Origin of the sequence: Mannheimia indoligenes, assembly GCF_036880405.1 — a bacterium.
In the GTDB taxonomy this organism is placed as follows: Bacteria; Pseudomonadota; Gammaproteobacteria; order Enterobacterales; family Pasteurellaceae; genus Mannheimia; species Mannheimia indoligenes.
Genome location: NZ_JBAJJM010000026.1, coordinates 1 through 5,797 on the forward strand (window position 1 = coordinate 1; position 5,797 = coordinate 5,797).

Annotated in this window: 7 protein-coding genes; all 7 read right to left on the bottom strand. The window is 38.9% G+C overall.

The window, feature by feature from the left end; translation table 11 throughout:
• Positions 1 to 138: 138 nt before the first annotated feature.
• The gene (locus V6W77_RS10980) at positions 139 to 930 is read right to left on the bottom strand and encodes a glycosyltransferase family 2 protein (protein WP_334232641.1); all 792 of its coding nucleotides are present in this window, start codon (positions 928 to 930) and stop codon (positions 139 to 141) included.
• Positions 927 to 1,628, bottom strand: a complete 702-nt coding sequence (lpxH, locus tag V6W77_RS10985) for a UDP-2,3-diacylglucosamine diphosphatase (RefSeq protein ID WP_334232639.1) — start codon at positions 1,626 to 1,628, stop codon at positions 927 to 929. The genes V6W77_RS10980 and lpxH overlap by 4 nt, the downstream gene beginning before the upstream one ends.
• Before the next feature lie 73 nt (positions 1,629 to 1,701).
• Complete coding sequence (locus V6W77_RS10990; protein WP_025235165.1) at positions 1,702 to 2,223, bottom strand: DUF1523 family protein; 522 nt, start codon at positions 2,221 to 2,223, stop codon at positions 1,702 to 1,704.
• Positions 2,224 to 2,233: 10 nt separating this feature from the next.
• Complete coding sequence (locus V6W77_RS10995; protein WP_334254644.1) at positions 2,234 to 3,022, bottom strand: TatD family hydrolase; 789 nt, start codon at positions 3,020 to 3,022, stop codon at positions 2,234 to 2,236.
• 10 nt (positions 3,023 to 3,032) lie between these two features.
• Positions 3,033 to 4,010: a DNA polymerase III subunit delta' gene (locus V6W77_RS11000; RefSeq protein ID WP_334254645.1), complete on the bottom strand. Its 978-nt coding sequence runs from the start codon at positions 4,008 to 4,010 to the stop codon at positions 3,033 to 3,035.
• Positions 4,010 to 4,630, bottom strand: a complete 621-nt coding sequence (gene tmk, locus V6W77_RS11005) for a dTMP kinase (protein ID WP_025235168.1) — start codon at positions 4,628 to 4,630, stop codon at positions 4,010 to 4,012. Before tmk ends, V6W77_RS11000 begins: the two co-directional genes overlap by 1 nt.
• Positions 4,631 to 4,640: 10 nt before the next feature.
• On the bottom strand, positions 4,641 to 5,690 hold the full coding sequence (gene mltG / locus V6W77_RS11010) for an endolytic transglycosylase MltG (protein WP_025235169.1): 1,050 nt from the start codon (positions 5,688 to 5,690) through the stop codon (positions 4,641 to 4,643).
• Positions 5,691 to 5,797 lie beyond the last annotated feature (107 nt).

Sequence of the window (5,797 nt, forward strand, 5' to 3'; positions counted from 1 at the left end):
CTAAGTAGAGATACTTAGGTTTTTTTGTTTTTTATCTAGCATAGAATTATTTTGTAAAATAAGGTATAAAAATGACCGATTGTTAGCAGGAGAAAGTTGCACAAGCGGTCGATTTTTCGGGGAAAGTTACAGCTCGTTTTAGCTCCATTCAAGTGTGTAAGGCTTAATGCCAATTTCTTTACTATTAAGACATCCCTGTAGAGTTCTAACATTATTAACAATATTTTCAGTAATTAGGTTGGCTTGTCTCATTTTTTCTTCAGTAACATTAGGATCCTTTTCATTAAATAAAATCGCATTCAGTAATCTTTCGGCGTGCATTCCATCTCGGCAGTAGTGCAAAACACCAACATCGTTAAATGCTGTAGCTACTGAGCTGATTTGTGTAGTTGCTATGCCTAATGCACCATCTTCTCCACCTAATTCTCTAAAGAGTTGATGATGTGGGAATCCACCGCAAGCTAAGAAAAATGAGCGACGGAATACGACATTTCCTCCACAGGTCATTCGCATATATTGCCAAGCTTGGTCAAAATTGGGGTGGGTACTGTAGCGTTTATCTAAGTCAATCGGCGTTAATGCCAGGCGAACCAAAGCAGTTTCAGGTTTGAATTCAAAAATCTTTGTGGCTACCTGTAATGCTCCGTTTTCATAAGCATCATCAGCATCTAAAAAGGCGATTAAATCCGCTTCACTTTGTAATGCTCCCCAATTACGGGTTTTTGCCACGCCATTATTTTGAGGTATTTGTTCTACTCTAATTTTATCAGGTACTTGGGCTTGTAAATATTGGGCTAGAGCAAGTGTATTATCAGTTGAGCCATCATCAATCAGCCATAGTAGATTTAATTCCGGTTGATTTAATACACTTTGAACGGCTCGAACAAGCGTGTTTTCGGCGTTGTAGCAAGGAATAATGACATCAATCATATAAATTCTGCTCCTTGTTTGGTTACTCTCAAAATAGAAGCGTAATTTTCTTTCCAGTCGCCTAATACAATACGCGTAAAGCTAGTATGTTGATGGATTGCTTGGCGATGTGTATGTCCGTGTATAAGTTGCTTTGTGCCGAATTTAGCGACAATTTGAGATGTAAATTCATTATTCACATCCATAATTTCAGCGGATTTACCACGCTTTTCTTGTTTGCTTTTAGAGCGGATTTTTTCTGCAATATGAATTCGCCAAGAAAGTGGAAACATTAAAAAGATTGTTTGTCGCCATTTTTGGTGGACTTTTTTACGGAATTGTTGGTATTTTACGTCATCAGTACAAAGTGTGTCGCCGTGGCAAAGTAATGTGGATGTGCCGAATAAGTCAATGACGTTATAATCAGGTAAAATAATCATACCCGTTTGTTCGCTAAAACGTTTCCCAATTAAAAAATCACGATTTCCACAAATAAAATAGCATTTTGTACCGCTTGTCGTGAGGGTTTTAATTGCATTTTTAACAGTTGAAATGAGTTCAGACTCTTCATCATCGCCAATCCAAAAATCAAACAGATCGCCTAAGATATAAACTGACTCAGCAAGCGGTGCTTTTTCTTGCATAAATTGCAAAAAAAGATCGGTAATTTCAGGTTGATTTTCGTTTAAGTGCAGATCGGCAATAAAATAATAAGTCATTTGATATTTTTGATAAAAAGAAAACGGTTCAATTTTTTACAAAATCGAACCGTTTGTCAAAGGTTTAATTAGCTTAATCTTTAAAGATGCCGCGAATGAATTGCACCGAGAGGAAGAATAAGAAAGCGAGTACAGCATAAAGGACATAGCTCATAATCGGTTTACTTACAGTTTCCGCTTCAGCTAATGGCTTGATAGAAACAATATTTCTAAATTCATTTAGCCAGTTAATACGCCAGCCGTAATATTTAATTTGCACACGTTGTTTCTCATTTGCGTAGGCTTGTGCTTTGGCTTGGATATCCGCTGAACCAAATTTGAAATAAGGCGGCAAGCCCCAGCCCGTATCTTCGTTACGGTACACCATCACTTTCTTGGTTTCAGGCTCTTCGGTAAAGAGAAAGTAAACATCACGCACTTGACCATCAGCAGGGTTTGATTTGCTAATCACGCCGTCTTTATCCATTCTGCGAACTTCCATTCCCGTTACTAGCGTTTCTTCATAGCTTGGCATTGCGTAATTAACTGCTCCACCTAACACAATAAAAAAGGCAAGTGAGACTAAAATTAGAAAATATTTGAGCATAATTCTCATATTCTGTTCCTTATAATTGAATTTTAAATAAGTTTTGCACATTTTTGGTTGTAATGCGAGCAAATTCTTCTGTTGAAACCCCTTTTAATGTAGCAACATATTCACAAGTTTCTCTCACATAAGCAGGCTGATTTGGCTTTCCTCGATAAGGAATGGGAGCTAGATAAGGCGAATCTGTTTCCACTAATAGACGATCTAATGGTACTTTTCTGACCACATCTCGTAATTCTTCCGCATTACGAAAGGTAATAATACCTGAAATTGAAATATAAAAGCCGATATCTAAGGCTCGCTTTGCCATTGTCCAATCTTCCGTAAAGCAATGCAAAACACCACCGCATTTTTCTGCATTATTTTGTTCTAACATATCCATTGTATCTTGGCGTGCTGAGCGAGAATGGATAATTAATGGCTTGTTCAGTTTATTTGCAATTTCAATTTGTTGAACAAAGAGCGATTGCTGTAATGCTTTGGTTTCTGGTGTGTAGTGATAGTCCAAGCCTGTTTCGCCAATGGCAACCACTTTTGGATCTTGAGCAAATTCAAAGAGTTTATCGTAATCAAAAGGTTCATCTTCCACATTTAATGGGTGTACGCCACAAGAAAGTGATACGTCATTGCGATGAGCAGTTAAATTTTTCATTGCTTCAAAACGCCCAACAGTGGTACAAACAGAAAGAAAATGATGAACGCCACGAGCTTTTGCGTTTTCAATCACTTCATCAATATTTTTATGTCGGGTTTCGTAGTCTAAAGAGTCTAAATGACAGTGTGAATCTATAATAAATAAGTCTTTCATTTTTTTCCTTTTATTCAAAAATCAAAACCAACTTCGTTAAACAATCCAATAACATCAACTCCTGATTTACCGCATTTATTTGCACTAAATCTCGCTGGGTTTGTTGGAGGATTTGCTGCCCTTGCAGTAATCCGTGAGCGGTGAGTTGCTGACTAAATGGGATAATGCCATTTTGGAGATCTGGATTGAGCCAACCTTGTATGATGTTCATTTTGGCTTTGAGAGCATCATTGAAGAAACTTTCGAGCCATTCAAGTTGTTGTAAAACATCCTCTTTTTCTTTGTCGAAGGCTTGAAAGAGTAGTACAACATCTCGGCTTTTATAGAAACGCCAGAAGGTTTGTAGGAACGCTTTTCGTTGTTGCAAGCGGTCATTTTCCAGAAAAGTTTTGCAAATAAGTGGGCGAGAGCGACAAAGGCGGAGAGCGGTTTCTAGCTCGTGCATTGAGGTTGCAGGAAATTCCGTTTGCAACCATTGCATTGCTTCCGTAGTTTGTGGAGCATAAAGTACCCACGTTTGGCTGCGGCTTTGAATGGTCGCTAACACGGTAGATTGCAACGGGGCTTCCAGCAAGAAATAGACATTCTCACGTGGTTCTTCAAGGGTTTTGAGTAGAGCATTACTGCTGGCTTCGGTTAAGCGAGCTACTCCTCGAATATAGACAACCGTATTACCTCCTTGTTGGGCGAAATTTTGTAGGTTAGCGATCAACTCTCGCACCTGATCGATACCAATATCTTTTCCCTCAATAGGTTCTAAGATATGGAAGTCGGGGTGATTTTTGCTTTGTGTAAGTTGGCAACTTTTACATTGAGAGCAAGGCTCATTGCTTGTTTTTTCGGTGCAAAGTAACCACTCAGCCACTTTTTTGATTAAAGTATCTGTGCCTAGCCCGACATCGGTTTTAAACAGCAGGGCGTGGTGTCCGTATCCATTTAAAAATGAAGCGATTATTTGTTGGTAAGTGCTTTCAAGCCAAATGTACATTATTTCAGCCAATTTCTAATTGCGTGTTGAATATCTGCGGTAACTTGTTCAATTGATTGTTCTGCATTGATAATGACTGCTTTATCATTATTTTGCGTGAGTTCTAAATAACGCTCACGGGTGCGATAGAAAAAATCTAAACTTTGTTGTTCAATTCTGTCTAATTCGCCTCTGCCTCTGGCTCGCTCTAAACCGATAACAGGATCAAGGTCGAGATAAATCGTTAAATCAGGTTCAAATGTACCAAGAACGGATTCTTTTAATGTTTCGAGTAATTTGCGATCCAGCTTACGTCCTCCACCTTGATAGGCTTGGGAAGACATATCGTGCCTGTCGCCCAGAACCCATTTACCTTCAGCAAGTGCCGGTTTGATGACATTTTCTACCAACTGAACACGAGCAGCATAGAGCATCAACAATTCTGCTTTATCGGTTACAGGCTCTTCGGTTTCGTGCTTAATTAAATGACGGAGTTTTTCGGCAAGGGGAGTACCACCCGGTTCACGAGTCATTACAATATTTTGAATACCTGCTTGCTCTAACTCTTTTAAAATTACTTGGTGAGCAGTTGTTTTACCTGCTCCTTCTAAGCCTTCAATCACAATAAATTTTCCACGCATAGATTTCTCGCTATTTTTTCTGTTCGTTACTTTGATTATTTTTGCGTTTACGTTCAATTTGAATCCACTCTTGTACCGCTTTATTATGCTCGCTCAGGGTACGACTGAATTTGTGTCCGCCTGTTCCATCGGCTACAAAGTATAAATACGGCGTATCGTCAGGATTTGCCACTGCCTTGATAGACGCTTCGCTTGGCATCGCAATTGGCGTTGGTGGTAAACCATCGATTTGATAAGTGTTATATGGTGTTACTTCTTCTAAATCTTTACGGCGGATATTGCCATCGTAGCGATCACCCATTCCATAAATCACTGTTGGATCGGTTTGCAGACGCATTTTAATACGTAGACGGTTAATAAACACCGAAGCAACTTGAGGGCGTTCGCCTGCAACGCCGGTTTCTTTTTCCACAATAGATGCAAGAATTAACATCTCATACGGATTAGCAAGCGGTAGATTTTCCGATTTATTTTGCCAAGCTTGCTCTAATGCTGTTTTCTGCTTTTGGTAAGCACGTTTTAGCAAGGCTAAATCCGTGGAATTTGGCGTGTAGCTGTAAGTATCCGGGGCAATCCAACCTTCCATTTTTTCGTGTGGAATACCCAGTAATTCAGCGATTTCTTTTTCTGATTTATCTTTTAGCGTCTGTTGTAAATATTTCGCTTGGCTAAGTTGTTCACGCCAAACCTTGAATGTTCTACCTTCAATAAACTGCACATTTAATTGCACTTCTTTCCCTGAACTTAAATGAGCGAGTAAATCTTTTACGGTTGTTAAACCATTTAAAGAATAAGCCCCGGCTTTGAATTTACTTAATTCAGGGTGCAGTCGCATCAAATAGGGGAGTAGATCCGCATCATTGTGCGTAACAATGCCTTGTTCTTCTAATAAAGTAGCAAGTTTTTGGCTGGAAACACCTTTTTCCAACACAAAAAGTTGGTTTTCTTGAACGGTAATTTTATGTTCTGCTAAGGCATTCAGTTTTTGGTAGCCATAAAATAGCCCACCACAGACGATAACACCGGCTAGACCTAATGCAATAAGGATTTTTTTTAACATTGAAATTGAATAAATTAAGGAAAAACGAGTTGAATTTTACTATAAAGCGGTCGTTTTTTCAGAAAAATTTGCAAATGTGATTTGAATAAATGGTGGGTCATGAAGGA

Bases quoted from the DNA above. Each gene is read 5' to 3' on its own strand.
- V6W77_RS10980 (WP_334232641.1), bottom strand. From the start codon at position 930: ATGATTGATGTCATTATTCCTTGCTACAACGCCGAAAACACGCTTGTT.
- lpxH (WP_334232639.1), bottom strand. From the start codon at position 1,628: ATGACTTATTATTTTATTGCCGATCTGCACTTAAACGAAAATCAACCT.
- V6W77_RS10990 (WP_025235165.1), bottom strand. From the start codon at position 2,223: ATGAGAATTATGCTCAAATATTTTCTAATTTTAGTCTCACTTGCCTTT.
- V6W77_RS10995 (WP_334254644.1), bottom strand. From the start codon at position 3,022: ATGAAAGACTTATTTATTATAGATTCACACTGTCATTTAGACTCTTTA.
- V6W77_RS11000 (WP_334254645.1), bottom strand. From the start codon at position 4,010: ATGTACATTTGGCTTGAAAGCACTTACCAACAAATAATCGCTTCATTT.
- tmk (WP_025235168.1), bottom strand. From the start codon at position 4,630: ATGCGTGGAAAATTTATTGTGATTGAAGGCTTAGAAGGAGCAGGTAAA.
- mltG (WP_025235169.1), bottom strand. From the start codon at position 5,690: ATGTTAAAAAAAATCCTTATTGCATTAGGTCTAGCCGGTGTTATCGTC.